Origin of the sequence: Acinetobacter sp. C32I (genome assembly GCF_023702715.1) — a bacterium.
In the GTDB taxonomy this organism is placed as follows: Bacteria; Pseudomonadota; Gammaproteobacteria; order Pseudomonadales; family Moraxellaceae; genus Acinetobacter.
Genome location: NZ_CP098480.1, coordinates 1,858,923 through 1,884,979 on the forward strand (window position 1 = coordinate 1,858,923; position 26,057 = coordinate 1,884,979).

Annotated in this window: 22 protein-coding genes; 5 read left to right on the plus strand and 17 right to left on the minus strand. The window is 42.5% G+C overall.

What is annotated here, in order from left to right; all coding sequences use genetic code 11:
- Window positions 1-9: 9 nt before the first annotated feature.
- Both pcaD and NDN13_RS08995 read left to right on the plus strand, forming a co-directional pair.
- Window positions 10-783: a 3-oxoadipate enol-lactonase gene (gene pcaD, locus NDN13_RS08990; RefSeq protein WP_251117989.1), complete on the plus strand. Its 774-nt coding sequence runs from the start codon at window positions 10-12 to the stop codon at window positions 781-783.
- Between the two features lie 354 nt (window positions 784-1,137).
- Entirely contained in the window at window positions 1,138-3,552 is a 2,415-nt protein-coding gene (locus tag NDN13_RS08995; protein ID WP_251118203.1) for a penicillin acylase family protein, read from the plus strand.
- A 68-nt stretch (window positions 3,553-3,620) separates the two neighbouring features.
- On the opposite strand, the gene NDN13_RS09000 is transcribed toward NDN13_RS08995, so the two are convergent.
- The 12 genes from NDN13_RS09000 to NDN13_RS09055 all read right to left on the minus strand — a co-directional run bounded on the left by NDN13_RS09000 (window position 3,621) and on the right by NDN13_RS09055 (window position 17,564).
- Window positions 3,621-5,108, minus strand: coding sequence for an NAD-dependent phenylacetaldehyde dehydrogenase (locus tag NDN13_RS09000; protein ID WP_251117990.1), 1,488 nt, complete (start codon window positions 5,106-5,108; stop codon window positions 3,621-3,623).
- A gap of 30 nt (window positions 5,109-5,138) precedes the next feature.
- A complete protein-coding gene (locus tag NDN13_RS09005) occupies window positions 5,139-6,356 on the minus strand; it encodes a hypothetical protein (protein ID WP_251118204.1) in 1,218 nt (405 codons plus the stop codon).
- 142 nt (window positions 6,357-6,498) lie between these two features.
- Complete coding sequence (gene tynA / locus NDN13_RS09010) at window positions 6,499-8,814, minus strand: primary-amine oxidase (RefSeq protein WP_251118205.1); 2,316 nt, start codon at window positions 8,812-8,814, stop codon at window positions 6,499-6,501.
- Window positions 8,815-9,017: 203 nt separating this feature from the next.
- Window positions 9,018-9,935: a transcriptional regulator FeaR gene (gene feaR, locus NDN13_RS09015; protein ID WP_004805411.1), complete on the minus strand. Its 918-nt coding sequence runs from the start codon at window positions 9,933-9,935 to the stop codon at window positions 9,018-9,020.
- Window positions 9,936-10,132: 197 nt separating this feature from the next.
- Complete coding sequence (locus NDN13_RS09020; RefSeq protein WP_251118206.1) at window positions 10,133-11,092, minus strand: p-hydroxyphenylacetate 3-hydroxylase reductase component; 960 nt, start codon at window positions 11,090-11,092, stop codon at window positions 10,133-10,135.
- 66 nt (window positions 11,093-11,158) lie between these two features.
- Window positions 11,159-12,112: a PDR/VanB family oxidoreductase gene (locus NDN13_RS09025; RefSeq protein ID WP_241271333.1), complete on the minus strand. Its 954-nt coding sequence runs from the start codon at window positions 12,110-12,112 to the stop codon at window positions 11,159-11,161.
- Window positions 12,113-12,146: 34 nt separating this feature from the next.
- Complete coding sequence (locus NDN13_RS09030) at window positions 12,147-12,884, minus strand: SDR family NAD(P)-dependent oxidoreductase (protein ID WP_251117991.1); 738 nt, start codon at window positions 12,882-12,884, stop codon at window positions 12,147-12,149.
- A gap of 9 nt (window positions 12,885-12,893) precedes the next feature.
- Entirely contained in the window at window positions 12,894-13,379 is a 486-nt protein-coding gene (locus NDN13_RS09035; RefSeq protein WP_005238964.1) for an aromatic-ring-hydroxylating dioxygenase subunit beta, read from the minus strand.
- Window positions 13,380-13,389: 10 nt separating this feature from the next.
- The gene (locus tag NDN13_RS09040) at window positions 13,390-14,667 is read right to left on the minus strand and encodes an aromatic ring-hydroxylating oxygenase subunit alpha (RefSeq protein WP_251117992.1); all 1,278 of its coding nucleotides are present in this window, start codon (window positions 14,665-14,667) and stop codon (window positions 13,390-13,392) included.
- Window positions 14,668-14,697: 30 nt separating this feature from the next.
- Complete coding sequence (locus tag NDN13_RS09045; RefSeq protein ID WP_251117993.1) at window positions 14,698-15,225, minus strand: nuclear transport factor 2 family protein; 528 nt, start codon at window positions 15,223-15,225, stop codon at window positions 14,698-14,700.
- Between the two features lie 41 nt (window positions 15,226-15,266).
- Window positions 15,267-16,433 carry an acyl-CoA dehydrogenase family protein gene (locus NDN13_RS09050; RefSeq protein WP_251117994.1) on the minus strand — a complete coding sequence of 389 codons (1,167 nt, stop codon included), beginning with the start codon at window positions 16,431-16,433 and terminating at the stop codon, window positions 15,267-15,269.
- Between the two features lie 18 nt (window positions 16,434-16,451).
- Window positions 16,452-17,564, minus strand: a complete 1,113-nt coding sequence (locus NDN13_RS09055) for an amidase (protein WP_251117995.1) — start codon at window positions 17,562-17,564, stop codon at window positions 16,452-16,454.
- Window positions 17,565-17,712: 148 nt separating this feature from the next.
- Here NDN13_RS09055 and NDN13_RS09060 point away from each other — a divergent pair, with 148 nt between their 5' ends.
- Entirely contained in the window at window positions 17,713-18,180 is a 468-nt protein-coding gene (locus tag NDN13_RS09060) for a MarR family winged helix-turn-helix transcriptional regulator (RefSeq protein WP_032860853.1), read from the plus strand.
- A 57-nt stretch (window positions 18,181-18,237) separates the two neighbouring features.
- Here the strand turns inward: NDN13_RS09060 and NDN13_RS09065 are convergent, their stop codons facing one another.
- The 4 genes from NDN13_RS09065 to NDN13_RS09080 form a co-directional block, all read right to left on the minus strand.
- Complete coding sequence (locus NDN13_RS09065) at window positions 18,238-19,227, minus strand: 3-hydroxybutyryl-CoA dehydrogenase (protein ID WP_251117996.1); 990 nt, start codon at window positions 19,225-19,227, stop codon at window positions 18,238-18,240.
- A gap of 1 nt (window position 19,228) precedes the next feature.
- On the minus strand, window positions 19,229-20,335 hold the full coding sequence (locus NDN13_RS09070; protein ID WP_251117997.1) for an NAD/NADP-dependent octopine/nopaline dehydrogenase family protein: 1,107 nt from the start codon (window positions 20,333-20,335) through the stop codon (window positions 19,229-19,231).
- A gap of 84 nt (window positions 20,336-20,419) precedes the next feature.
- Window positions 20,420-21,430, minus strand: coding sequence for an AraC-like ligand-binding domain-containing protein (locus tag NDN13_RS09075; protein ID WP_251117998.1), 1,011 nt, complete (start codon window positions 21,428-21,430; stop codon window positions 20,420-20,422).
- A gap of 87 nt (window positions 21,431-21,517) precedes the next feature.
- Window positions 21,518-22,861, minus strand: coding sequence for a spinster family MFS transporter (locus NDN13_RS09080; RefSeq protein ID WP_241271323.1), 1,344 nt, complete (start codon window positions 22,859-22,861; stop codon window positions 21,518-21,520).
- A gap of 373 nt (window positions 22,862-23,234) precedes the next feature.
- Here NDN13_RS09080 and NDN13_RS09085 point away from each other — a divergent pair, with 373 nt between their 5' ends.
- On the plus strand, window positions 23,235-23,627 hold the full coding sequence (locus NDN13_RS09085) for a hypothetical protein (protein WP_005321688.1): 393 nt from the start codon (window positions 23,235-23,237) through the stop codon (window positions 23,625-23,627).
- A gap of 383 nt (window positions 23,628-24,010) precedes the next feature.
- The gene (locus tag NDN13_RS09090) at window positions 24,011-24,370 is read left to right on the plus strand and encodes a hypothetical protein (RefSeq protein ID WP_251117999.1); all 360 of its coding nucleotides are present in this window, start codon (window positions 24,011-24,013) and stop codon (window positions 24,368-24,370) included.
- 318 nt (window positions 24,371-24,688) lie between these two features.
- On the opposite strand, the gene NDN13_RS09095 is transcribed toward NDN13_RS09090, so the two are convergent.
- Window positions 24,689-26,056 carry a PQQ-dependent sugar dehydrogenase gene (locus NDN13_RS09095; RefSeq protein ID WP_251118000.1) on the minus strand — a complete coding sequence of 456 codons (1,368 nt, stop codon included), beginning with the start codon at window positions 26,054-26,056 and terminating at the stop codon, window positions 24,689-24,691.
- Window position 26,057 lies beyond the last annotated feature (1 nt).

Consider the following 26,057-nt stretch of genomic DNA (forward strand, 5'->3'; position numbering starts at 1 on the left):
GAAGAGTGAATGTCAGTTTTTCAATCCGCCGATGCACAGATCAACTATCAAACTTTTGGCGATCCCAGCTCCCCTGCACTGCTGTTTTCCAACTCTTTGGGCACTAACTATGGTATGTGGCAAAAGCAGTTCAATTATTTTAAAGAACACTTTTATGTGATTTGTTATGACACACGCGGTCATGGTTCATCTTCAACACCAACAGGCCCATATACGCTGCAACAACTCGGTGAAGATGTCATTCACCTACTCGATCATTTAAAGATTGAAAAAGCCAATTTCTGTGGTATTTCCATGGGTGGAATAACAGGTCAATGGCTGGCGATCCATTATCCAGAGCGTTTTCAGCGTGTGGTTGTGAGTAATACCGCTGCGAAGATTGGACAGGAACAAGCTTGGCTGGATCGTGCCCAACTGGTTCGAAAGCAAGGTTTAGTTCCAATCGCTACCACAGCAGCTTCACGCTGGTTTACAGATCCCTTTATCCAAAGTCATCCTGCAATCGTCAATAATCTGTGTAACGACTTAAGTGCTGGCAGCGCAAATGGTTATGCCAATTGTTGTGAGGCTTTGGCTAAAGCGGATGTCCGTGATCAACTCAAAGACATCCACATTCCAATTTTGGTGATTACAGGGATGCAAGACCCTGTCACTACAGTGGCAGACGGTCAATTTATGCAACAGCAGATACCACAATCGAAACTGGTCGAAATCAATGCCTCACATATTTCAAATATTGAATGTCCCGAGGCATTTAATGTAGCGCTTGAAAATTTTTTATAGTGATTTGATGGTTGATAAAAGGGATAATTGTTATCCCTTTTTTATTGCTCAACGAAAAAGATCTTCACCACTTTCACCTTCAAAAATGTATTGTTCTTTTTCAAGGATTAAACCTATTAGAACCAATTCACTCATTTAAAAGGTATAAAGATATACCCAGCAAATAGTGGAAAATTACAGAGATAAATAACAATAATTTTAAATAAAGAATCAGCACAATATTTACTGATTCTTTATTCAGCAGGCTTTTAAAAAGTACGCTCTTTCAAAAATAATGAAACAAGGATATTTCAATTGAAAAATCAAAGTTCGAACTACCCACCTTTCCCTACTCGACTGTTACTCAAGTCTGGCATGTTTAGTTGTTTATTGTTTGTGATCGGCTGTCACTCCTCAACACAGGCCGACTCTATCTCGGCACAAAAACAAATCACAATTAAGCGTGATCACTATGGAACACCACATATTTATGCCAAGGATACTTTTGGCCTTTTTTACGGTTATGGCTATGCCGTCGCAACAGATCGTTTATTTCAGATGGAAATGTCAAAACGTACAGGTTTAGGCACGGTCGCTGAAGTATTGGGTCCCGATTATGTGCAATATGATATTGCAACGCATAGTCGCTTTAACCCTGAAAATATCAGACAACAAATTGCGCGACTCTCCCCTGAAGACCGTGCAATTTTTGAGGGTTATGCAGCAGGTTTCAATAAACGCGTCAAAGAAGTTTTAGCCAATCCAGCACTCATGCCAAAAGAATTTGTTGATTATGGCTTTAAACCCTCAAGCTGGGAAACAGAAGACATCGCAATGGTTTGGGTCGGTCTTATTCTCAATCGCTTCTTTTCAGCAAGTTCAGAAGTTTCAAACTTAGACTTGCTCACCCAACTACAAAAAGAAAAAGGTCAAGCTGAGGGTCTTAAAGTCTATCAACAATTACGCTGGCTAGATGATCCAAAAGCACCAACAATTATTCAGTCTGAACAAGCCCCACAATTTTCAGCACGACAGCAAACTATCCCGAAAAAGGTTTTGCCTATCTCCAATCAGGCAGCAGAAAAATATTTGGCACAAGTACGTATTGCGCTGGGTAAAAGCGTGATTGATGGTGTTCCAACAGCCAGCAATGCCTGGGTGGTAAAGGGAGATAAGACCATTGAGGGCCAGACTGTTTTATATAATGGTCCCCAACAAGGCTGGTATACCCCTGCGATTACCTATGCCATTGGCCTGCACGGCGCTGGCTATGACCTAACAGGTATTACCCCTGTCGGTTTACCTGCAATTTTATTTGGCACCAATGGCAAAATCGCATGGGGTTCTACGGTAGGCTCACTCGATACTAACGATGTTTACCAACTCACTCTAAATCCAAGCAATTCAAAAGAATATTTATACAAAGGCGCGTATATTCCATTTGAGCACAAGCAAGTAAAAATAAAAGTTAAGAATCAGGCCGACCATATTTTAGATGTTTATAAGAGCAAACAAGGTTTTGTCAGCACATGGGATGAAAAAAATCACACCGCCTATGCACAAAAACGTAGCTGGGAAGGTGTAGAAATTGAAACCTTGTTAGGCTGGGCCAATGCAGCCAAGGCCAGCAACTGGGATGAGTTTCTTGCCCAAGCCAAACATGTCGCTGCCTCTATAACTTGGTTCTATGCCGATACTAAAGACAATATCGGGGTAGCTGCTTTAGGCCGTTTACCGATCCGCCCTGAAAATCAGCACATTCAGCTTCCAGCCTTAGGTGATGGATCAATGGAATGGCAAGGTTTCTACGATTTCTCACATAATCCAAAACAATATAATCCTGAGAAAGGTTATATCAGTAGTTGGAATAATAAAGCATATGCAGGTTTACGTTCTGACTCTTCGAATTTCTCATATGTTGATCGTGTCAATGAACTGATCGAACCATTGGAAAGCAAACCAAAGTTAAGCCAGCAAGAGATTTGGGACATCAATAAAACAGGTGCTTGGTCGGATCTAAATGCGCGCTATTTTATTCCCTCTATGATCAAGGCCGCACAAAGTGACAAAGCTTCTGCTCAGGCTAAAAAAGTCGCACTGCTATTGGCAGAATGGGATCTAAAATTACGCCCAGATCGTGAAGGGAAATATTATCAAAGTGCAGCGCCAGCGATTATGCGTGCATGGCTGAATCAGATGATTATCTTGGTATTAAAACCGAACTTATCCGAAAGTATTTATCAGCGTTATACCGATACGCTTTATCCCGTCAATAATGATCCACGTAGTGCCCAGCCAGCCAGCGCCTCAAAATTAATCTGGAATGCATTGCAAGGAAAACAGGCAAGCGTTCCTCAGAATGTTGATTTCTTAAAAGGACAAACAGCAGATGAGGTTGTTTTAAAAGCTTTAGAAAATGCGTTGGCTGAACTTTCAAAACAGTATCACTCTACTGACCCGAATGATTGGAAAATTCCAGTGGCAACCATGGGCTTTTCCAGCAAAAATTCGGTCGGTATTCCATGGGCGGATGCATCGCATGAACAACAGCTCAGTACTTATGGCAATACTGGAAGTGCTACATTTAGAGTGGTGTTAAATCCCAATCAGATCAGCATGTGTTCTATTTTAGCGCCGGGTCAAAGTGGCTTTATCAATCAAAATGGAAAAACTAATGCTCATTTTGCAGATCAGCTTCCTTTATTTGAAAGTTATAAATGTAAAGATGATGCGGTGAGTCAAAAGGAAATCGATCAAGCAACACAACAAAGTATCACTTTAACTTACTAACTTTTAGGCCAATTTATTTTTTAAAAACGAGGTTTATTATGTCTCAAATAACAAACCTCGTTTTTCACTTAATATCGAATCATCACCGATTTAAGTTCAGTATAATCTTCAATAAACGCATCTGAAAACTCTCGACCAAGACCAGAAGCTTTCACTCCACCGAATGGAACAGATGGATCTAAGAATGTATGCATATTGACCCATAAAGTCCCCGCTTCAATTTTAGGAATTAACCGCAAAGCTTTAGATAAGTCATTTGTCCAAATACTTGCGGTTAAACCAAAGCGTGACTGATTCATCAGTTGAACGAGCTCTTCATCAGTTTCGAATGGCATTACCCCAACCACAGGTCCAAAGGTTTCTTCTGAAAATAAAGCATCATCGGTATTTTTAAAGGAAATTAAAGTCGGCTGTACAAAATACCCTGTCTGATCTAAAGCCTCACCACCTGCAATAATCTGGTTGTTGGCTTTTGCCATATCTAAATAATGTTTTACTTTATGAAAATGTGGCTGATTAGAGAGCGGACCAAACATACTTCCCTCATCCATCGCCGATCCAATTTTAAACTGTGAAAGTGCTTTAGAGAGTTTCTCGACCAGTTCATCATATTTTGTACGGTGTACAAAAAAACGCTCTGGGGATGCGCAAACTTGGCCTTGATGCACAAAAGTTGCTCGCAATAAAGTCGGTAATATCTCATCAATATTTGCATCAGCCAAAACGGCTATGGCATTTTTACCACCGAGCTCCAGACTTACACGGGTTAAATCACTGCTCATTGCCAGTTTACCAATGGCAATGCCAGTTGGAACTGAACCTGTAAATGAAACTTTCTTAACCAGCGGCGATTCAATTAAATATTGTCCTGTATTGCCCTTACCTGTTACTACATTAATTACACCTGCTGGAATACCTGCCTCAATGGCAAGTTCAGCTAAACGTAATAAAGATAAGCTGGCAAACTCACTTGGTTTAAGCACAATGGTACAGCCCGTTGTTAAAGCTGAACCAATTTTCCACACACCAATCATCAGTGAAAAATTCCAAGGCACAATCCCTGCAACCACACCAACCGGTTGTCTTAAAGTAAAGGCCGTATATTTCTCACCTTGCATAGAAGGAATAGAGGGCTGCATGGTTTGACCATTAATTTTGGTTGCCCAACCCGCAAAATATCTCAAGAAAATAACAGATTGTGCGACTTCAAGATGGCGGGAGATATTAATGAGTTTTCCGGTAGACAACGATTCGAGCTGTGCAAGTTCTTCACCATATTGCTCAATTAAATCTGCGAGCTTGTTCAGTTTCACGCCACGCTCATACGGCGTCGTTTCAGCCCAAGCATTTTGAAAAGTATGTTCCGCACTTTTCACCGCATTTTCGACATCTTGTTGACTACCTATGCTAATTTGAGCAACCACCTGTTCAGTCGATGGATTTACAATATCCACTTTATCCAAAAGCTCGGCAGCAACTAGTTTTCCATCAATAAAATGTCCATGTTGACGTGTCATAAATTGCTGTACGCTTGCTAAAATCTGAACTTCACTCATTTTCTTTTCCTTAAATCACTTTAGAACCAATTAATAGATGTATTGCAGAATCAACTGGGCATATAGATTGGTTTTGTCATCATAATTTTGTGTGCCACCGCTGTGGATATCGTGCTTTGGTTGATACAGTCCGATCAGCGGAATAATGGTGAGATTGTTATTGACTGACCAAACTGAAAACACATCCAGCTCATGCCCATCGACATTTGCCAATGCCTTGTTTACGGTTTGAAATTTATAAGCCAATGCACCCAGCATAAAATTTTCTTTTAAATTCATACTGTAAGAGACTTGATGAATATCGGCATTTTTATTGAAGGGTCCTGCATAGTTCCCCGCGACTTCGCCCTGAAACCATGTTCCAAATCCAACCGTATTCCCGTAAAACATTGGATCGTATTGGTCGGAAAAATGACTAAAACGGTAGCCTAATGAGGGCGTATATTTTGAAGATAAAAAGTTATAGTTCAGTGCTAAATAGCCTGCATTTTCTTGACCCTCTTTTTTATCTTGTACAACAAACTCAGTTTTAACTTGCAGCTCTGGTAAAGGTTGATAATTCAAACGTAAAGCATAGTTTTTAAGGTCTTCGCGCCCTGAAACCTGTTCAGCATCTTCAAGATCTAATACATCTAAATAAGTAAACCCAACACCTTTATCTTTAAGCTGATACATCAGATCAGTCACAAAGAGTTCTGGGGAAAATTGTGCTTTATTGTCTGACTTTAGGTAAGCCAGCTTTAGCGTCGTATCCTGTTGCGGTTTGTATTGAAGCAGGCTACTAAAATCAAAGCTTCGACGTGCCGCCAGATAATAGGCGCCGCCCCGATCGAGTGTGCCATTCGCAGGTACTTTTCCAAGGTTTAACGCATCCCCAGCAATGAAAAAACCATCACCAATCATGATATTTTGTCGACCAATACTTAAATCATAGGTCGTTAACTCATCTTTATTGGTGCCATCTTTAAAACCAATGATCCATTCATTCACATCTGTTTTACGTTCTTTGCCATTACTATTTTGGCCTGCGTCACCATCACCAAAGGTTGCCGAGCTAATACCGCTCAAGCTTGCATAGAGCTGGTTGTTGTTAAATGTATATTGTCCTTTAGCACCATATTTAAGGTGACCTTCTTGCCAATTGATTCTTTCATCCTCTAGGTTTTCGCCGTTATAGCTTTTAGCACTGCTAAAAGCCCCAAAAGTTGCTTCAAAAGTCGGTTTAATTTCTAGCTCACTTGCATGCACAGTTGAAAAAAATGAGACAAAGAGAGTCCCTCTCATAACTTGAGAAAGTAGCGTTTTCATACAAAATTCCTTTTTTATCAGCGATCTACTCAACACTCAGTTTTGGGTAATCTTGGATTACCCATGTCACTTGATCTGCGTTTTAGTGATGGTCGTGCTGCGTATTTTGCTCTTCTTTACCCAAATTCAACGTTGGGGTACTATCAAAGAAATTCCAAGGTTTGATCAAGGTATAGACCCATTCTGTTGGCATAATTGGCCATTCTTCGGCACGTGCCACGTGGGTGGTTCCTGTGGTCATCCACACCACAAGGTCTTTATTTTCAATATTTTCATTGTTCTGAATAAACTGACCTAAACCCGTATCATGAGTTGAACGATTCGAATATTTCCCTTCAGGATAACGTTCATCTGGCTTGTATTGTGTCACCCAAATTTGTTTATCCATAAAGTTAAGACGTTTAAATAGCCATTCATCTGGGGCAAAATTGGCACCCTTCGCCACGGGGTGAGTGCCGCCCGCAAACGGGATCAATTGATAAGAAACCGGATTACCTAATTTATTTTCCTTATTGAAATTGGTGAGTAAACGAATAGTAGATGGATCAAATTTTTCAGCCGCGTTTTGCTCATTGTTAATCACTTTACTATCAATTTGCATCGTGCTTGTACGAACACCACCTCGATCATTGGCCTTCACCACAGGGTCCATATGCATAAAGCTGTTGTTTTCCCCATCTACATCCATATCTAAGCGGAAGTTATAGATATGTTGATGGGTTGTTCCGACAATATTGTGGTCAATCAAGGTGCCATATTTGGTGTCTTCTTTGGCGGTGCTGTCATGCATGGTACGGGCTTTAACGCCTTTTACCGCTTCAATCCCTGTCGCACCCGCATTAATTCCAATCACGCCATTTTGGGCAAAAACCCAGTCAAACATGTAATCGTAGTTACCCACCGTACTAATCCAACGTACAACAAGTTCACGGCGTGCTTCGCTAGCATCCTGATCACCAAAAATCTCTTGGTGTTTATACTCAGGCCCTGCATAACGCTCAAAAATGGCGATTGCATTTGGAATCACTTGTGGTTGGCCTTTATAGTCAGCAATCACTGCATCCAGTAACACCGCATTTTCTGGCGCATCGGTACCCAGTTGAATATTTGAGGTCAGGGTTCCCATGCCATACTCGCCTGAATCCAGATAAGATTTGAAGTACCATCCCATATCTGGGTCACCATAAGGAACCACCATGCCACCCAGGTTCCCTTCATACATGACCTTGCGTTTTACCCCTTTATCCTTATAGGTCACGGTTGAAAGTTGCAGGCCGACACGTGAGTCTAGTGCCACATGGAAACACCAGTTCCCCCAATGTACGGTTTGTCCTGTAATGGTGAAGTTCTTGCCTTCAGGTTCACTGATATTCAGCGGTTTAATTTTCGGTGGCTGAGTATTCTTGGTGGCATAAGGACGGTCTGTCATTGGTACAGGAATCATTGCTCCTTCTTCGATTTTAATAATTTTTTCTTTATCCAGATCCACCACAGCGACCAGATTTTCAATCGGATGGGCCCAATAGTTACCATCTCCCGTATCCAGATAGGACACCACTTTTAAAACATTCAGTTGCTTATCCAAGCCATCTTTACCACCAAAATAGCCCACTGTTAATGGATTGGTGATCACTTTCTTCACATCAGTAATGCCACGTTTACGTAAAGCATCCTGATATTCTTTACTGGATTCGATCACACGCTGAACCGTCTCGAAATTATCCAGCAACACCATACCGTGCGTATCTTTAAGGACATTCCATTTTGTGACTTGCTGCGTATTCAGGTCTACTTCACCTTCAATTGCCTGATTGCCTTTCAATAAAATGAATGACGCCACCCGATCATCTTGATACTCTTTATGATTAATAAAGAAATCCCAGACTTTGGCCTTTTCTGGCTCTTTCAGCTTCAGCTCAGCAAAACGCATATTTTTATAGGCATACTTTGAGCGATTAATGACGTCAAAGGTCTTTTTGATTTCTGCCGTATTTAAACTATTGAGCGGATGAAAGGTATTTTCAATTTTAAAGGTCTGGTCTAAACCCGACTGAAACACCTCATTGAAAAAATCTTTCCCAATAACAGGCTTACCGTCTTTGATTAATACTGGAACACTCAGCTTTAAGGGTTTTCCATTCACCAAGACCTGATCTGAATTGGGTTTGGCTCTGACCACTATAGAACCTTTGGAGATGGTATAGCTATTAGTGAAGTCATCCTTGACCACTTTGGCACCCTGCTCACTCATGTTTTGATAGAGTGGCACCAATTCGGCAGCCTCACCATGCGCATAAGCGGTGCTATGAACACCACATAAACTCGCAGCGATGGATAGGTTAAACGCCAGTATTTTTTGTATCTCTTTGAATAATCTTTGTTTACGCATCACGTTGATCCTTTTTTATCTATCCCTGAGCGATCTGTATCAGATCGTTAAAATGCTCTTTGCTCTGTGTGCAGCAGCGAAAATCAACTTCATATTTCAAGTCGATTGAAGCGCTTTAATCTTCCCTTATTGGTTTAATTTCAACACAGTTGCATGGGTCTAGCTTGTCCAAGAATGACGCGGAACTTGTCTAAAAATGACATCTAAAATGTTTAAGCCAACATCGTTTCTCTAAATTCTTTCGGAGAGATGCCATAGGTTTTTTTGAAGATCTTTGAAAAATGAGCACCATCCCAAAAGCCCCATTTCAGCGCGATTTGAGTGATCGAACTCTGCTTGTTTCTTTTATCCAACAGATCTGTTTTGACCTTCTCGAGTCGTTTGATCTGTATGTATTTATTAATCGATAGGTTTTCTTGCACAAATAATCGATACAGATGCCGTAACGATACCCCGATATGTGCGGCAATCAACTTGGGAGAGAGATCAGGTTTTGTCAGATTTTCAATAATATAGCGCTCGGCTTTTTCCAAAAGATGATTCTGATTATTATTGATGTTTTTATAATTAATAGTCGGTTTGATGAGGGCAATCAACGCATCTTCAAAGGCATTGCCATCTTCCGATGCATACCAGAGCTTGATATTTTCAGGCGACATATTTTTCAAAATATTCTTCAGCAGAAAACCACTCATATTTTGGGTGATCAACTTACCAAAATATTCAGAACTAATATTCTCTTTTAGCAATTTTTCTCGCGACAGATGCACTGAAATTTGACTGACTAAACCTTGTGGAAACATTGAAATGGTTTCAACGGGATCAACCAAGACAATATCGCCCTCATTTAAGGTCAAAGTTTCATTTTTATATTGTAGCAACATCTTGCCCGAATTCTGCAAAATTAAAAAACAGAAGCGATTATTGACCCGATCGATTTCATCCGCCTTTCGGACGATTTTATTGGCATTATTTTTAATAAAGGCAATCTCGGTATCACCCAGTAAAAAACATTGCACTTCGCCAATAAATAAATGTCGTGTCCCATCAAAATCTGTTTCAAAATTGCCGCACACATTCTTGATATGATGCGTCCACGTTAACAGTGCATCACTCACATATTGGTTCATCCCTTCGCTCCCCTGTGCTGCACAATTGCTAAAGTTTGTTCTTTAGCACTGCTGCTCTGTTTTGGCATGTATGCAATCATGTTTGATCAATAAACAAGTTGCGTGCCAAAAATTCCTCATCCTTGGAATTCTTTTTTGATTAGAGTCAGCTCGATCAAAAGCTGATAAATGAACTCAATTTATCAGCTTCACCCAGCTTATGCTACACCAGCAAAGTCTCTTAGCATGGTGATAAAAGTCTCCTTTTGCTCATCCGAATATTTTTCAAACACCTCATTTTGATGACTATCGGCGATATCAAATAGATAATGCGCAGTTTTCTTGCCTTTTTCGGTGAGTTTGAAAAAGCCATCACTCTCAATCAGCAAACCATCTTTTTTCAGAATGGTCGCTGCCTGCTCCACTTCACGCATCGGCATGGCAATATCGCGTGGCAAATCTGCTTTATTCGACGCAGTACCACTGCCCAATACCAACAATAAACGCGCTTCACTGGTGCGGAATCCTGTCACAAGCTGCTTGGGAATATAATCAGTTTGATAGAATTTAAAAGCCCGACTCATCAAATAACAGACATTGCTATATAAATGCCCCTGATGCATTTCACCAATATCTTCAGCTTCAACGGTGTCTTTTAACTGCAATAACGGATGTGGAATCACGCCCGAATAAGCCCCTTGGTGATACACCAGCGGACTACGTCCTTCATCACGAAAACGCACCACTTTGCCGATAATAATCCAGTGATCCCCACCTTCAATAATCTCATGGCGTTCACATTCAAACACCGCAGAACAATGGTCTAAAATGGGCGCTTGACCCGAACCTGTCTGATAACTGGTACCTTCATATTTATCGATATTACGGCGTGAAAATTTATTGGATAATTCAATCTGCGAGCCCGATAGAATATTCACGGCAAAATGTGAAGCCTGTTCAAATACAGGAAAACTCGACGAGTTTTTATCGATGCTCCATAAAATCAGCGGTGGAGCTAGCGACACTGAATTAAAACTATTGGCAGTCACGCCCACCTTTTCACCTTGTTCATTTTGCGCAGTCACAATGGTGACACCTGTGGCAAAATTGCCCAAAGCACGTCTAAACTGCATTGGATCTATTGTGATTTCATCCATTGATTTTAGTGAATTCATTATTCTCTCCTGAATCTTTTATCCTGTTTCTGGCCGATATTGGATAGCGATTTATCCTGATTAAATCGCTTAAATATCCAGTACCAATCGTGCTGACTTAGAACGTGAACAGCACACCAATATCTGCTCATTACTGGCTTTTTCTTCATCGGTAAAATATACGTCACGATGATCAGGTTCACCTTCGATCACATCGCACATACAGGTCCCGCAAACGCCTTGTTCACATGACATTTCAATCTCAATGCCTTCACGTGCCAAGGCCTGCAAAATAGTTTCTTCTGCATTGACCAGAATGATCTTGCCACTTTGCTGCGCCACCACTTCAAATGCATCACCACCTGTTTCAACTTCCACCTGAAAATATTCCTTATGGATCTGCTGTTCAGGGAAGTTTTGTGTCAGGGCTAGATTGATCACCCAATCCATAAATCCATTCGGGCCACAGGTATAGATATGGCTGTCTTGATCAATGTCTTGAATGGCGGACTGGAAAAACTCACGGTGGCTCGCCCCTTCCGATTTAAAATGAAAGGTCGTGAAAGGCGCCAAGATGCCGTGTTTAATTTCATCGACAAAAGCACAGCGTTCTGGGCTTGCACCGCAGTAATGCAGTTCAAAAGAAGTGCCTTCCTGTGCCAACTGATAGGCCATCGTAATCAGTGGGGTAATCCCGATCCCCCCACCCACCAGTACCGCATGTTTAGATTTGACTAAAGGAAACAGGTTCTTCGGTTCACTGACCTGAATCTGCATGCCATCTTTTAAATCATCAAAGGCCGACACTGAACCGCCGCGTGATTCGGGATCACGTAGAATCCCGAGTCGGAACTTCCCCACATCATTCGGGTTTTGGCATAATGAATACTGACGCACCATGCCATTCGGCAAGTGCACATCAATATGCGCACCGGCTTCAATTTTGGGTAATACGGTCGAATTTGCAGATTCAAACTCCATGACTGCAACATTCCCACCTTCGACATGACGGTTTTTCACCACCACGTTATACAGTATCGTCATGATTTCTCTCCCTGATATGCATCTCGCCGAAGGCTTAACGCATAAATAATCCACCGTTAATATCCCATGTTGCCCCAGTTACAAAGGCAGCACTTGGACTGGCCAATAGCGCACAGGTTTCGGCAATAAATTCCATGCTGCCTAATGCTTTGACGGGAATATTTTGAATAAATTGCGCCATTTTTTCGTCAGACACCACGCTATGTACAATCGGTGATTCCATTGGCCCAGGCGCAATCGCATTCACCGTCACCCCTTTGGCTGCAAATTCTTTGGCAAAGATTTTAGTCAGGGTAATAATTGCACCTTTAGTAGAGGCATAATGCGCACCCGTTGCAGTACCGCCATTTTGTCCCGCTAAAGATGCCATATTGACGATACGGCCATAGCCTTGATCAGCCATATATTTGCCAATGATCTGGCAAGACTGGAACGTACCACGCTGATTCACTTGCGTAATCATGTCAAAATCCGCGGCACTAATTTCTAGAACTGGGGTTGCTTTGGTCATGGTGGCATTGTTGATTAACACATCCAGTTTTGAGAATGTCTGCTGAATCCACTGCACAGCGGCATGAAAATCAGCCTCAACCGAGATATCCAGTTTCAGTGGAAATAGATTCTCTGCATATGCACTACGTGCTTTGGCTTGCTCTGCTTTCTCTAAAGTACTGGCAGACAAGATCACCTGATGCCCTTGTGCTGCAAAATATTCGGCAATGACATTCCCTAAACCTGAAGCGGCACCTGTGACTAAAACAACCTGTTTCATTTTTTGCTCCTAGAGAATGTAGCTGATACCCGCCAAGGTATCGGTTGAGTTAACTAAATTGATAATTTTACGATTGATCTTAAAGCCTTGTTCCGCATCACGAACCAAATGGAAAGTCACATCAGCGGTATAATGTTTCAGATTTTCTTTACGGAATTCACGCAAGTTCTGTGCACAACGCAAAATGATTTCACCATCTTGATCTTTGACGATGCGGATACGGGAAACACTACGCACGGTATTGGCTTTCGGTGCAGTTGAAATCGCCTCACCATTTTCCAAACGCTGTACCCGTAACTTACGCATATGATGATCGTCATAGGCATAGTTCAGATTATTTTCATAATCGGTCAGTTTGGGGTCAATCGGAATGATATACACACCTTTTTCATTCCACAGATCCAGCCAAGTATCATGCTCAGAATGGTCCAGCATATCGGCTTCTGCCCAGATAAAAGCGGTCACTTCATTCAGTAAATTTAAATCGATTTTCATGGCGCTCTCCTTATGCCGTCATCATCTTTTTCCACTGCTGATAGGCAGCGCGCATCCCTGTTTCAGCACTGACATCGCTCTTTAAGCCATCTTCAGTTTTAACTTCGCCTGGCAAGCCTCGATTGAGCATGATCCACAGGTCATTGCCTGCATTGGCGCCATGCTGTACACGCTCCCACGCTTCGGAATCATCTGGCGTACCAAAGCCAAATGGACCTTGGAAATGTTCATGCAGACGTAAACGATACTGGTTGGCAATTTGTGGACCGCCATCCATGGTAATCACGGAATGATGAATCTCAGTTTCATTGACAGAAATCGGTTGCATCACGCGGAAGAACGCCATCGAGCAGGCAATGTTCGGGAACAGGTTCAGGTTGAAACCAGAACCACCCACCGCACGCACAATACGACGTACTTCAAGTTCTTCATGCCCTTCATCACGCAAGGCTTGAGCCAAGTCTTCAAAACGTTCCTGAATTGGACGCTCCATTAACTCTTCATCCAGATCAACCAGTTCAGGAATCATCACCATGACACTGTGACCATTACCTAGGTCTTCGACATAACCCGGCTGATTTTCAAAGTTAAACAGTTCTTCGGTTTTTTCATCGACTGAACTTAAAAATGACTTGTGCACCAATGGAAAGTGGTAAGCATCGGTCGTATTTTCCAATTGGATTTTCCAGTTACCCGGAAAACGGAAACGATGTTCACCCAAGACCTTGATTGGATAACCAGCCCCTTGTTTCATAAACAAGTCGATCCATTTTTTCGCAGCACCCAAGAAATCTTCTAAAGGCTCAATGTTCTGTTTAAAGGTGGCGAAAATCATGCCGTTGTATTCTTCAACGCGCAGGCTAATCAATGGAAACTCAGATTTATCTAAACATTCGCCATAGCTTTCAGGTGAAGGCACGCCACGTAATGAGCCATCCAGTGCATAGCTCCAGCCATGATATGGACACACAAAACTGTTGGTTTTACCTTTTTTATGTTCACACACTGTTGCAGCACGATGACGACAACGGTTCAGCAGAACATGGACTTTTTTCTTACGATCACGAACTACCACTACAGGTTGTTTACCAATATTGATGGTCTTATAGCTACCACCATCTGGAATCTCGCTGGCATGTGCTACCCACACCCAGGTGCTGTAATAAATCTTTTCCATCTCATCTTCAAAGATTTTTTCGTCCTTATACAATGAGGTATGCGCACGATCACTTTGCACCAATTCGTTGTAATCCATTTCAATATTCTGCATTGGAATAATACTGTTCATATCCACGATCCTTTTCGGTCTATCCATTGGTTATTGCTGAGACGGCACTGGCAATGTGGCTGTGCTGTCCCAGTGAGATACGGGGCGACTGAAAATATTTTCAGTCTGAAAATGTTTGATCTTCCAACGTCCATCGTGTTGCTGTTTAAACTGCACCGTGAGTTTGGCGGCATTTAAATGGCTACGACCATCACGGAAGGTTGAGGTTTGCAACATCAACCAGCTGGCATTGGCTTGATCCGCTTCGATATAAATTTGTTCTGAACTGACAAAATGCACATTCATAACAAAATGCGACTGTTGCTGGGTATAGCTTTTGAACATGTCATAAATGGCTTGCCATGACGCATAGCGACCAAAAGACTGGGCATATTTTTCGCCTATGCCTTCCCAAATGCTGTTCGGATCAAATAAATCCATCAATTCATTCAGGTCGGTATCGGCATTCAAGGCGTCACAAATTTCCATATAACGGTTAATGCAGTTACGGATCGCATTTTGAGCTTCGAGCTGTTGCAGGCGTGGTAACAGTTCCGTTAAATCCATTGGCGCATTCATGTCATTCATCCTTGTTACCACACGGGTTGATAAAATTAGGCTTATAAATAACCGGGTGCTGGCTTCATCCCGAAGCTGACCAAACCTGCATTTTGTAAAGTGGCATCGCCCATAAAGGCATGCTGCGTCACCACATTGGTATCATTGACAAAGCGGCTAAACGGGTTATGGGTATAAATCGCGGTCATGCCTGCCAGCATCTGGATTTTGCGAGTCACACGGGCACAAACACGGGCCACATGGGTACAAGACAAACGCATGTCACTGATCTGTTCTGCAGTTGGCGTACGCCCTGCAAGCACTTCATTCCAGACGATCTGCATGGTGTCGTAGAACCACACGCGTGCAGCCTTAAACTCTGCTTCGACTTGGGCAAATTCATATTGGGTTACAGGTCGGCTGGCAATTTCAGCCCCACCAGTAATTGAAGACTTGCCCGGCGCCAGTTTTTGAAATTCTTCGATCGCTGCGGCAGCAACACCAATCCCGACCACAGTTAAGACCTGAGTGGCTAAAGACAGCGATGGATATTTAAAAAATGGCTCAGGTAACTTGGATGGTTCACCGCGGACAAAGGTCCATTCCTTTGACACCAACACATCTTTCACCACCAGATCATGGCTACCTGTGCCCTTCAAGCCGACCGTGTCCCAGGTCATATCGATTTGTGCTTTATTGGCTGGCATCACCGCCATGCGCGGTAGACCTTGGGCTTCGTTGTCTTTTTGTGGAGAAATCCCAACACCAACAATATCTGCGCCCATACAGCCACTGGAAAACTTCCAACGTCCGCTCACTACCACGCCATCATCAGTAATTTCAGCGGGTTGTGGAGGGAAAATGCCACCTGCAAACACAATATCAGGGCTATCTTTATACAGTTGCGCAAGCGTTGCTTCTGGCAAACTGCCCAAATAGGCTGGACTCATACCAAAACTTGCGACCCAGCCAACTGAGCCATCAGCTTTGGAGAGTTGCTCGATCAATTCGCAAAACTGTTTCGGTGACCATTCATTGCCGCCAAAACGTTTCGGCACCAAAGCACGGTAAACGCCAATCTGTTTGAGTTTGTCGATGATGTCCTGACTGACATAGGCCTGATTATCGAACTCCCCTGTGCAGGCACGTTCACGAATTTCCTGACACAAGCGCTCTAATTCCGTTGTGGTTGTGTCCATGACAAATTCCTTTATCGATAAGTTATTCATTCCCTCATTCCTTTTCGGTTATTGCGCTGCACTCACGATATATTTCGCAACAGCACATAAATATTCATCGGCATTGTGTTTCGCCACGATTTGTAAGCCCACAGGTAATCCTTCACTGCTTTGCAGTGGGATTGAAATCGCAGGGTGTCCAGAAAGATTAAAAGGCCGAACCAAACCCGTGAGATTTAAAAAAGCCACGGTATTTTCGGCATCAGCAACTTTAGGTGGAAGCTGTGGCAAGGTCGGTAAAATCAAGGCATCGTATTGATCGAATAAGGCATTAATTTCAGCGGTAAAATCTGCTTTCACCTGTTCGGCCTGTTTGACTTGGGTCAATGTGGTGTCGGCTGCTTTGAGTAAACGAGCATTGACGTCAGCACCCAGCAAGCCTGTTTCAGTCAACTCACCATAGGCTTGCCAATTTTCGTAATTAATGATTTGCATACCTGCATTAAAAGCAGCTTCAAAGCCTTCCAGAGTCACAGCTGATACTGTCAGATTGGCTTTAGTCAGAAAATGCTGGATCGTCTCAATGACGACTGAATCAGCAACAACATTGAGCCACGCCAGTTTCGGTGCCTGAGTCAATTCAGTAGATTGATGGAACGTAGGATCAATAATCTGCATTGCGGTTTCAATCATCTCGACTGAATTTGCAAAGGGGCCAACACAATCCAATGAACTTGTTGCTGGATGTACGCCTGCACGGCTGACACGGCCAAAGCTTGGTTTTAAACCGAAAATACCACAACAGGCTGCTGGCATACGAATCGAACCACCGGTATCGGTGCCTAAGGTAAAATCGGCTAGGCCTGCCGCAACTGCTGCTGCTGAACCACTTGATGAACCGCCTGGAATAAGCTCAGGATATTTCGGATTAAGTGCCGTACCAAAGACATGGTTAATCCCTGTGATCCCAAACGCCAGTTCGTGCAGATTGGTCTTTGCAATAATTTGGCAATCAGCAGCGAGAATACGGTTTACCACGTCCGCGTTTGTACTTGCAGGTTGGCTGTGCATTAAGGCTTTGCTACCCGCCATGGTCTGCATACCTTGAATATCAATGGAATCTTTCACCATGACTTTCAAAGTACCTGCTCCTTTTTGTACCTCTTGTACAATAATATTCATTCACTTTTCCATGTATTTTTATACTTAATACAAATATCGGAAAAAGTAATGTAATTGTCAAGTATTTTTCGATACGAAGAATCAAGAAAATGTTTCTAATTTTTGTATAATGCTGAATGTCCATTTTTATAAAAGTAATGACTTGGCTATGCTTACTCATTTAGAACAATTTCTACCCAACAATGAACCGAGCAGCTTACAGAGCTATCCTTTTTTCTGGATCTCTCAAGTGAATGGTAAATACACACAACTTATTGAAAAATCAATTAAAAAATTAGGTATCGACAATACACGTCGTAAAATTATTTTAAGCACCAATGCGCTTGAACAAGCCAGTATTACCGAGATTGCCAACCTCTCTACCCTCAAGTTGACCACGGCAACCAAAGCCATTTACCGTTTGGTTGAAGATGATATTGTGCAGGTGTTTTCATCCGAATCGGATGAACGTATTTCCATGGTGAAACTGACCGATAAAGGTAAAGAAATGGTTGAACAAATTAACCAGATCAGTCAGGTCACCTTATCTGGGATTCTGAACGCCTTTGACGATGCTGAACTGCACCAGCTCAACGGTCAATTAAAAAAGCTATTTGATTTAATGCCCTCAAGTTAAAGTAACAACAAAAGCCCATGTCTATGCAGAGATGGGCAAAAGTGCGGACCAAGCTGATTACTGAGTTAAAATATTAAACGGCGGTTTAAGCTGATTTGCAGCAATCCGATCTGAAAAGGTTTGTAAAACTTGCTGTTTATAAGCAGCAATATCGATCTGCTGATAATCATAAAAACCCTGTTGCTCGCGTAAGCCATTGCGTTGCTGTCGCATATTCTCGGCAATAATTTCAGGCGTGCTATAACGTTCGCCTAGCTCCTTTTGTAAATATTGTGAAGCGTAATACAGAATATCACCTCCGCCCCAGTCAATAAATTCCAGCAAGCCCAATACCGAAAAACGCAGACCAAAACCCGTCCGAATTGCGATATCAATATCTTCTGCGGAAGCCACTTCTTCTTCTACCATCCGTGCTGCTTCATTCATGGCCAAGGCCTGAATCCGTGGCACGATATAGCCCGCTTTGGCATGACAGACCACAGGAACTTTGCCAATGGCATGCAGAAAGCTTTTCAGGGTATTTAGAGTCTCATCTGAAGTTTGCTCAGAACGGCTTAATTCAACCAGCGGAATCAGATAGGCCGGATTGAGCCAATGCGCATTGACCACCCGCTCAGGCTGAGAAATCATCTGCGCAATATCAGTGACCAGAAAGGTTGATGTCGTCGATGCAACAATACACGTCGGTGTAATATATTGATCCAGCCAAGCAAAAATCTCTTCTTTGGCTTGCCTGAGCTCGGGTACAGCTTCCATAATCAGATCACAGTGGGCTAAGGCTGATATTGAAGCTGCGCGACTTAAAATCTTAATCTGATTCAGAATAAACACGGTTTGTTCAGATTGAATAAACTGAATACTTTCCAGTAATTGCAATTCTTGTTTTAAGTCGGTTTGGACCTGAGCCTGGTATTGCTCAAACTCAGCCTCTGTGCGTTGTCGGGCATCGATTAAAGCCACCTTTAACCCCGCATAGGCAAAGGCAATGGCGATGGCCTTACCCATCCGTCCTGCACCCAATACTGCAACCTGTTGAATCGTTGTCATTTCAGACTCCTTGCTGCAAGATCGCTTGCAACTCAGCCTTACTTTTATCAGCTAGCCCCAGATTCTCAAAAGTCCGCCCTTCCTGATACAAATCCTTTCCTGTCACCGCAGAAGCAATATTCAGTAGCCCTTCTGCCACAGGTGTCGCGACACCCGCCCAACGCCCCACCGAAACCAGAAAGGATAGCCCGAGACGCGTATCTTCCAGCATGTAACGATGGGTCTGTAAGTTGATGTCCTCACGCCAGTCGCCACTATCGGTTAATTTGCCATGCGCCCCACGCCCATACATCCATTCATCACCCTCACCATCTTTATTGTAGTGATCAGCCAGTGGAAAGTGCGGCGCAGCATAGCCCAATGCTTCCCTTACACGTATACGCTCTGCGTCAAGCTGATTGGTGACACGGCGAATCGAGGGTTGTGTGCCTTCATTATGGATATCCCACGCTTCGAAATGTTCGAGTGGCCCCGCATTCATCAAAATCAACGGTGGATGAATAATTGGCCCTGCATTCATTAATGCACCGCTGAGGCTATCTTCGATCGGTTCTACACTTGGATAAGCCTGTTTTAATACCTGAAACGCGTGTTCAGACAACTTACTTGGCAAAACACCAGTCGGTAAACGGGTCGCATAACCACTCACCACAATCTGATTGACCCCATGCTTACGCACCAAATATGGCAGTGTGCCTGTTTCCGCAAAAGCCACTTGAGCGGTGTTACCTGCTTCACGCATGGCGTTGGCAAAAATAAAACTACCAAAGGTTGCAGGCGGTAAATACACCACCTGACCCGCTTGAAAGAAAGGCGCTGCCTGCTGAGCCAAATCCAGATGCGTGGTTGCGGGTAAAGGAATAATAATCAACTGGGCATGCTGAATGGCTTTTTCTAAATGATCCGAGAGATTAATCTGGCTATTTTCAAAGCCAACACTCACTGAGCGCTCACCCTGATAATCTTTGATTTTAAGCTCGCCCGTAGCAGCCAACTGCTGCAAGGCTTCACGGTCTCGACGCCATAACACGACATCGTGGCCTTTTTCTGCCATTTCCGCTGCTGCTGCATAACATCCATGCCCGCCACCGAGTACTGTAATTTTCATGTGCGCTCCTGCTGATTGATTTGTCATTCAGCATAGAACGACTACAGCTTAATGGCTTATCCAAATGCGCAGTGAATATTCCATTTACGCACGCATTTGACTGACTGGCACAGCATCTTTTTTTAAAGTATGCGAAGGCAAGCAGCCATAACGTTTTTTATATAGGCTGGAAAAATGCCCAAAACTTTGGATGCCATGCTCCAATAAAATATCGGTCACAGTTTCATCTGTCTGCGCATACTGCAAAGCCAAATGTACCTGCTCCAAGCGTTGCTCACGGATATATTCCACTGGGCTTTGCTGTAAATACTGGCTAAAACCTTTTTGCAAAGTTCGTATCGACACATCGCAATACTGGCTTAAATCAGCTAAGGAAATAGCCTGTTGCAGATGTTCCTGAATATATTGTTGTGCTCTTTTTATATAGCTTGGCAGCAATTGTTGTCGTTGGGCATTCAACCGTTCGGTATAATTATTCGGGATTTTAAGCAAAATTAGCTCAATCAAATACTGGCTAAAACTGGCTGAAATAAAGCTCCAGTTGCGAATATTATAATAGGCATGACACAGATAATTCAGTGTTTCAATAATCGCATCGATCCCTTCTAAACTACAGGATAATGAGGAATGAAAGCGCAATGGTTCCTGACTATGACAGCCTAACATGTTGAATAATTGGGTTTCGATATCCTGTTGCGCCAGTTTTAAAATAATATTACGACAATGCTGATTGGTGATGATCTGCTGTCGTGTATGTGGATGAGTGACTGACATAATCCCCACTGATTGTACGATCTGCTGCCGATCAAATCCCACCTGACATTGCCCCTCCAGCGTGATTCTAAATAAATAAAAGTCAGCACTATCCTCAATGTTAATCATCACAGGCGCACTATATTTCAGATCGTACAGCGCGCCATTACCAAAGCTAAAGCCATTCAAACGTGTATTTAGAGGTTCTCGTACTTCGACATCAAAACGATGCGGGCAGAGATAGTGACTGATTTGATCTTTAATGGTCTGGTAATCATTGGACTGAAATAATAAAAACTCATCCAGATAATGCAAATGATCCAGTTTAAAACTCGCTTGCATCACTTCACTCCCTTGCTAAAGATTTCACGGGCAAAGCATAAAGCCCATTACAAAGAATGGGCCTTACCTACTCAGTACAGCATCAAATCAAGATCCATGTTCCTGCTGCATACTGTCACTAAATGCCTGACAGCCTTTTTTCAGTAAGATAAAGGCCAATACACAGGAAATCGTACCCACGATCGACAAAGACATTCCGACCATGAGTGGATTTTCAAACACCTTATCAGTAATCAAAGCCACCAATGTCGTCCCAATCCCAACCGCAACCAGATTACTGATCAATAGGAATACCGCTGAGATTTGTGCGCGTAACTGGTTTGGTGCCAACATTTGCATAGCCGTGGTTGAAATCGGCATCGGAAATGAAGCAAAGAACATTGCAGGCACTAAGAACACCACGGATAACCATAACTCATTCACCTGAGTAAAAATCATCATCGGAATAATTAAACCCACAATCCCAATCACGCCAGTAATCATCGGCGCATCTTTACGGCCTTTTTGAATAAACCAGTCGTTCAGCCAACCGGCACAAAATACACCTAGGATATTCGCCACCAGTAACACACTGCCCAGCATATAGCCCGCTTCAGTTGGGGTAAGACCAAACTTGCGCATATAGAACGCAGGTGACCAACTGATCAGGCAATACAAGGCCATTGCATAAAAAGTAAAACCTAAATAATGACATTTGAAGGTACGACCATGCTTTTTAATAAATTTGAATGCATCCTTCATACTGGTTTTTTCTACTTGCCCCTGTGCATTTAGACGCTGACCTTTGCGTTGCGGCTCTCTCACGGTGAGTAAAACCAATAGACCAATAAAGACACCAGGCAGGCCGACAATAATAAATGCGGCTTGCCATGCCTTAAGTGCACCAAAAACTGGAACCATGATGCTATCCATATTTTTGAGCAAGCCAATCACATAACCACCGACCAGAAAAGCAATCCCGCCACCGACAAAAGAACCAATCGAATAAACGGCGACAGCGCGTCCTAATTTATCCTTGCTAAACATATCGCTAAACATCGAGTAAGCTGCGGGTGACAAAGCAGCTTCGCCCACACCAACGCCCATACGACTCAAAAACAGTTGCAGAAAGTTTTTACTTAGCCCACAAAATGCCGTTGCAATACTCCAAAATACCACCCCGATGGCAATGATTTTTGGACGGGAGAAACGATCTGCCAGATATGCCAAGGGTAAGCCCATAAAGGCATAAAACAGAGAAAAGGCTAAACCGTGTAATAAACTAAATTGCGTGTCTGAAAGCCCGAGATCCGCTTTAATCGGCTCGATCATCAGCGCCAGTATTTGTCGATCAATAAATGAAAAGATATAGGCCAACATGCACAGTAGTACCACATACCATGCATAAAGATTTGATTGAGCTTGTTTGGGCTCAGTAGATTGCGTATCCATTTTGCTTCCTTGTCCATGCCATTTTTCTAATGGGTCTTCTTATTGGAGACAATATGAGCAGAATCCGTTTCTGCTCTGTCTTCAATAAGGAAAATTATCCTGCTCTATAATTATTATTTTTACATGGAATTTTCCATAATATTTCAGGTATAAAGTTATACCTTTTTTATGATTTAAACGATTTTATATTTGCACAAAGCTACCCCAAAAGCACAAAATATAAATTTAATCATATGATAAATATTATATTTTTTAAATAAAAGGTCCTTTATATCAGATAATCAATCTTAAATTTATTTTAAAATTATATTGAATATTACATTTATTTTTGGTTTAAAATAAGACCAAATGATACTTTTCAATGGAAATGAATATGGCACTGATAAAAGAACGGGCAATCGAAAGCATCCATAGCATGCATGTGTTGATTGAAAATATTTTTAGTGGCAAACATGCAGAACAAGACCTTCCCCTGCTGATTGAGTATTTTGCAGATCATTTTGAAATGGTCGGTGCGGCTGGAAAACGTATTTCACTCGAACAAGTGAAAGGTCTATTTGCCAATAATCAAGGCAAAATGCCAGATATCCAGATTGAAATTTATGATGAGCAAATCTTGATGCAAAAGCCTGATGCGATTGTTTTGACCTATACGGAAAAACATACCAAAGCATCTGGCGTGCTGATTCGACGTTCTTGTGCGCTAATTGAAGAGATCGATGGCAAAATGTTGTGGAGTTATCTACAAGAAACTTTTTTAGCCTAAAGATTGAGCACACCACATCAAAGCTCTTGTAACAACAGGAGCTTTATTGCTGATTCGAATTATCTCCTTCAGCAACGATCTTTCCTTTTAATCTCTAAAATTTCAACTGAATATCACTTTGTATCGCCCAGTCAGCTCTCCTTTACTTAGACCTAATGAATTATTTCACTTCTAAAAAATGCAGATGGATATATGCACAGATAATTTACATGAACTATAAATACTTATGCCCTTGTTCCGCTAAAATCAAAACTGAAAAAGTGATGTAGCTGATTTCTTTCATCAGAAACATATCTTCTTCCAAAGTCTGATATTGGCTCACTCATTTGATTGAGCAAAATCGACTGGGTGACTCAATAAAGAAAGACAGGATAAATCGTTTTATGGAAAAACCTATCGAATGCCCTAAATGTGGTTCAACAGAAGTTGAAACACGTAATCATGACAAATTATTGAGAACCACGGGCGGTGTCTTACTCACGGCCGCAGGTACGACTGCAGGTACAGTCGGTGGCGCTGCAGGCGGTGCTTCCATCGGTGCAGCAATTGGTACGGTTGCTGGTCCTTTAGGTGTGATTGTCGGTGGTACGGTAGGCACTTTTGTCGGTGCAATCAGTGCAGGAATTACGGGTGGTGTAGTTGGCAATATATTTGGGAAAAAAGCAGGTGTGCTGGTCGATAAGAATATTTTTCAGGACTATCGTTGTCTGAAATGCAAATATCGTTTTAAACAAAAGAAATAAACACAGCCCTTTTCAAAATCAGGTCTGGAAAATATTTTTTCAGATCTTTCATCCCAAGCCATGCAAATCAGATTGACTCCCCATCAAAATCACTCAAATATTCAGGATGCATCGTTAGCAAGAGCAAAAAAAATCCCAAACCCTTGGGGAAGAGAATGGGACTACGATATTAACTATCGCTAATAATGTTATTTATATCACACATTTGATCTTAAAACCTAGAACGATTCACAAAAACAATACATAACTGTCTATCTAAGACTTTCAACACCCAGTTTCAAACTAAAGCTTTAAGCATCTTTTGATTTCAAACATTTACTATTTAAAATGACTGCTTTTAGGCTCTTGCATGGGACTTTCGTATGTGGTTTGAGCAATGGGAGAAACACGCCAAATGGTATCCCCAACATCATCAGCCACTAACAGTGCACCCGAAAAATCAATGGCAACACCGACTGGGCGTCCATAGGCTTGGCCTTTATCACTTAAAAAGCCCGTCAACACATCTTGTGGTTCCCCAGCAGGTTGGCCACTTCTAAACGGGACAAAAATCACCTTATAGCCACTATGTGGTTTCCGATTCCATGAACCATGCTGACCAATAAATGCGCCACCACGATATTGCGGCATTAATTCAGTGGCATAAAAGGCCAATCCTAAAGATGCGGTATGATTTCCCAAAGCATAATCAGGCTTAAGTGCACGAGCCACCATCTCAGGATGTTGTGGTTTTACCCGTGTATCGACGTGTTGACCGTAATAGCTATAGGGCCAACCATAAAATGCCCCGTCTTTGACTGAGGTCATATAGTCAGGTACTAAATCACTGCCTAACTCATCACGCTCATTTACTACCGTCCAGAGCTGACCACCTTGCGGCTGCCAGCCCATCCCATTCGGGTTTCTAAGTCCTGTAGCAAAAGGCCGTGCTTTGCCTGAGGCAAGATCAAACTCTATAATTTGTGCTCGTCCCACTTCTTGATCCAAGCCATTTTCAGCCGCATTACTATTAGAGCCAACAGAGATATATAGTTTGGTACCCTCAGGATTTGCAATCACATTCTTGGTCCAATGATGATTGAGTTTTCCTGCAGGTAGATCCAAAACCTTCGTTCCCTGCGCCGTAATTTTTGTCGCACCATCCTGATAAGGAAAACGCATCAAGGCATCGGTATTGGCCACATAGAGCATGTCGTCAACCAAAGCCATACCAAAGGGCGAGTTTAAATTTTCCAGAAAAACCGTATTTTTATCGGCAATCCCATCGCCATTGGTATCACGCAATAAACGTATACGATTGGCACTAGGAAAAGATGCTCCAGCACGTTGCATCACCATTTTCGCAATTTTTCCACGAATCCCTTTGCTATCATCAGGCTTAGGCGGTGCATCAGTTTCAGCCACTAACACATCACCATTGGGTAATACATACAGCCATCTTGGATGATCTAGCCCTTGGGCGTATGCCTGAACTTTTAAACCTTCTACTGGCGTTGGCATCATACCCTTCGGCCAGCCTTTAGCAGGGGCAATATTCACAGTAGGCACTAAACCCGATTGAGGTTTGGGCAATACCGGTTGAGGGCCATAACTGGCAGAAATGGGATATTGAGATGCGGCGCTACAACCTGCAAGTACGAGAACAATACTGGTTCCGAACATGAACCATTTTAGTTGAGTCGACATC

What these genes read in the sequence shown, in the direction of transcription:
- NDN13_RS09090 (WP_251117999.1), top strand. Translation starts at nt 24,011, where the DNA reads ATGGAAAAACCTATCGAATGCCCTAAATGTGGTTCAACAGAAGTTGAA.
- NDN13_RS09085 (WP_005321688.1), top strand. Translation starts at nt 23,235, where the DNA reads ATGGCACTGATAAAAGAACGGGCAATCGAAAGCATCCATAGCATGCAT.
- pcaD (WP_251117989.1), top strand. Translation starts at nt 10, where the DNA reads ATGTCAGTTTTTCAATCCGCCGATGCACAGATCAACTATCAAACTTTT.
- NDN13_RS09095 (WP_251118000.1), bottom strand. Translation starts at nt 26,056, where the DNA reads ATGTCGACTCAACTAAAATGGTTCATGTTCGGAACCAGTATTGTTCTC.
- NDN13_RS09035 (WP_005238964.1), bottom strand. Translation starts at nt 13,379, where the DNA reads ATGAAAATCGATTTAAATTTACTGAATGAAGTGACCGCTTTTATCTGG.
- NDN13_RS09000 (WP_251117990.1), bottom strand. Translation starts at nt 5,108, where the DNA reads ATGAGTGAAGTTCAGATTTTAGCAAGCGTACAGCAATTTATGACACGT.
- NDN13_RS09075 (WP_251117998.1), bottom strand. Translation starts at nt 21,430, where the DNA reads ATGCAAGCGAGTTTTAAACTGGATCATTTGCATTATCTGGATGAGTTT.
- NDN13_RS09050 (WP_251117994.1), bottom strand. Translation starts at nt 16,433, where the DNA reads ATGAATAACTTATCGATAAAGGAATTTGTCATGGACACAACCACAACG.
- NDN13_RS09025 (WP_241271333.1), bottom strand. Translation starts at nt 12,112, where the DNA reads ATGACGATACTGTATAACGTGGTGGTGAAAAACCGTCATGTCGAAGGT.
- NDN13_RS09055 (WP_251117995.1), bottom strand. Translation starts at nt 17,564, where the DNA reads ATGAATATTATTGTACAAGAGGTACAAAAAGGAGCAGGTACTTTGAAA.
- NDN13_RS09040 (WP_251117992.1), bottom strand. Translation starts at nt 14,667, where the DNA reads ATGAACAGTATTATTCCAATGCAGAATATTGAAATGGATTACAACGAA.
- NDN13_RS09080 (WP_241271323.1), bottom strand. Translation starts at nt 22,861, where the DNA reads ATGGATACGCAATCTACTGAGCCCAAACAAGCTCAATCAAATCTTTAT.
- NDN13_RS09060 (WP_032860853.1), top strand. Translation starts at nt 17,713, where the DNA reads ATGCTTACTCATTTAGAACAATTTCTACCCAACAATGAACCGAGCAGC.
- NDN13_RS08995 (WP_251118203.1), top strand. Translation starts at nt 1,138, where the DNA reads ATGTTTAGTTGTTTATTGTTTGTGATCGGCTGTCACTCCTCAACACAG.
- NDN13_RS09045 (WP_251117993.1), bottom strand. Translation starts at nt 15,225, where the DNA reads ATGAATGCGCCAATGGATTTAACGGAACTGTTACCACGCCTGCAACAG.
- NDN13_RS09065 (WP_251117996.1), bottom strand. Translation starts at nt 19,227, where the DNA reads ATGACAACGATTCAACAGGTTGCAGTATTGGGTGCAGGACGGATGGGT.
- feaR (WP_004805411.1), bottom strand. Translation starts at nt 9,935, where the DNA reads ATGAACCAATATGTGAGTGATGCACTGTTAACGTGGACGCATCATATC.
- NDN13_RS09070 (WP_251117997.1), bottom strand. Translation starts at nt 20,335, where the DNA reads ATGAAAATTACAGTACTCGGTGGCGGGCATGGATGTTATGCAGCAGCA.
- NDN13_RS09030 (WP_251117991.1), bottom strand. Translation starts at nt 12,884, where the DNA reads ATGAAACAGGTTGTTTTAGTCACAGGTGCCGCTTCAGGTTTAGGGAAT.